The 1,834-nt window shown below is 73.7% G+C and carries 2 protein-coding genes; both read left to right on the forward strand.

The genetic code is table 11. The features are described 5' to 3' along the window. Positions 1 to 119 precede the first annotated feature (119 nt). Complete coding sequence (locus H5J29_RS31210) at positions 120 to 1,292, forward strand: acyl-CoA dehydrogenase family protein (protein WP_181784524.1); 1,173 nt, start codon at positions 120 to 122, stop codon at positions 1,290 to 1,292. 45 nt (positions 1,293 to 1,337) lie between these two features. Continuing rightward, positions 1,338 to 1,834: acyl-CoA dehydrogenase family protein (locus H5J29_RS31215; RefSeq protein WP_181784525.1), on the forward strand; the 497-nt coding region annotated here is incomplete at its 3' end.

Genomic DNA, 1,834 nt, shown 5'->3' on the forward strand with positions numbered 1-1,834 from the left:
GCCCGGCGCTACCTCGCGCTCGGGGCGCGGTTCGTCCTGGTCGGGGCGGACGTGGTGCTCCTCGCGCGCGGCAGCGAGCAGCTGGCCGTGCGCTACCGCAATCCTGGAACGGAGTAGGCATGGATCTCGACTTCTCGCCGGAGCAGCTGCTGTTCCGCGACGAGGTGCGCACGTGGCTCGCGGAGAACGCGCCGCGCGAGCCGCGCCCGCACGAGGCCGCGCCGATGCGCGAGTACGACCTGGCCTGGCAACGCACCCAGTGGGAGGGCGGCTGGGCCGGGATCGCCTGGCCGACCGAGTACGGCGGCCGCGGCCTGACGACGCTGCAGCAGCTGGTCTGGTACGAGGAGTACGCGAAGAGGGGCCTGCCCAGCATCGACGCGTGCTTCGTGGGGCTCAACCACGCGGGCCCCACCCTGATCACCCGGGCGAGCGAGGAGCAGAAGGCCCACCACCTGCCGCGGATCCTGCGCGGGGAGGTCGTGTGGTGCCAGGGCTTCTCCGAGCCGGAGGCGGGGTCCGACCTGGCCTCGCTGGCCACCCGCGGCGTGCTCGACGGGGACGACATCGTCGTCACCGGGCAGAAGATCTGGACGAGCTTCGCCAACCTCGCCGACCACCAGGAGCTGCTCGTCCGCACGGACCGCTCCGGGGGCAAGCACCACGGGATCACCTGGGTGATCGCGGACATGCACAGCCCGGGCATCGACGTGCGGCCGATCGAGACGATCGACGGCGGCGCGGAGTTCTGCGAGGTCTTCTACGACGAGGTCCGCATCCCGCGGGCGAACGTGGTGGGCGAGATGGACAAGGGCTGGGGGGTCGCGATGTCCACGCTGTCCTTCGAGCGCGGCACCGCCTACACCGCCAGCCAGGTCCGGCTGGCCGCGCTGGTGGAGAACCTGATCGAGCTGGCCCGCGAGCGCACCGGCCCGGACGGGCGGCGCCCCGCGATCGCGGACGACGAGATCTCCCGGCGGCTCGCCACCGCCCGCGCCGAGGTCGCCTCGCTGCGGGCGATGACCTACGCGGGCATCTGCCGCAACCTCGCCTCGGACACCCCCGGCCCCGAGGGGTCGATCATCAAGCTCTACTACGCCGACGTGGCCAAGCAGGTCGCGCGGCTGGCCATGGACGTCCTCGGCCCGGACGGGCTGGAGTTCGTGTCCCGCTGGGTGCCCGGCGGCTGGTCGGGCCACTACTTCTACTCGTACTCCGCGTCGATCGGCGGCGGCACCTCCGAGATCCAGCGCAACATCATCGGCGACCGCGTCCTCGGCCTGCCGCGCTGACCCTGCCGCGCTGACCCCGATCGCCCCGACGAGACAGGACCACCGATGGACCTTCTTCCCTCCGCGGACCAGCAGGAGCTGGTCGCCGCGGCCGCCGAGTTCTTCGCCGAGCAGGTGCCGATCGGCGCGATCCGCGAGCGCCGGGCCGAACCCGCGGCCATCGCCCCCAAGGTCTGGGTCGAGGGGGCGCAGCTGGGCCTGCTCGGGCTCGCCGCCGACGAGGCGGTGGGCGGCTCCGGCCGTCCCCTCGAGGACGAGGTGCTGCTGTTCCGCGAGCTCGGCCGCGCCCTGGTCCCCGGCCCGTTCCTCGGCTCGGTGATCGGGGCCCGGCTCGCCGCGCTCTCGGGCGCCGCGGAGCCCGCCCGGTTCGTCGTCGAGGGCCACACCCTCGTCGCCCCGGCCCTGCTGCGGGTCGACGACCGGAGCGCGACCGTCGCGGACGGCGTGCTCACGGGCCGAATCCGGCTGCTCGACCCGGCCGGTGCCGAGTACGCGCTGGTCGTCACGGACTCCGGTGCCGGGCTCGTCGCCACGGCCGACCT

Origin of the sequence: Pseudonocardia pini (genome assembly GCF_013870575.1) — a bacterium.
GTDB classification, from domain to species: domain Bacteria; phylum Actinomycetota; class Actinomycetes; order Mycobacteriales; family Pseudonocardiaceae; genus Pseudonocardia; species Pseudonocardia pini.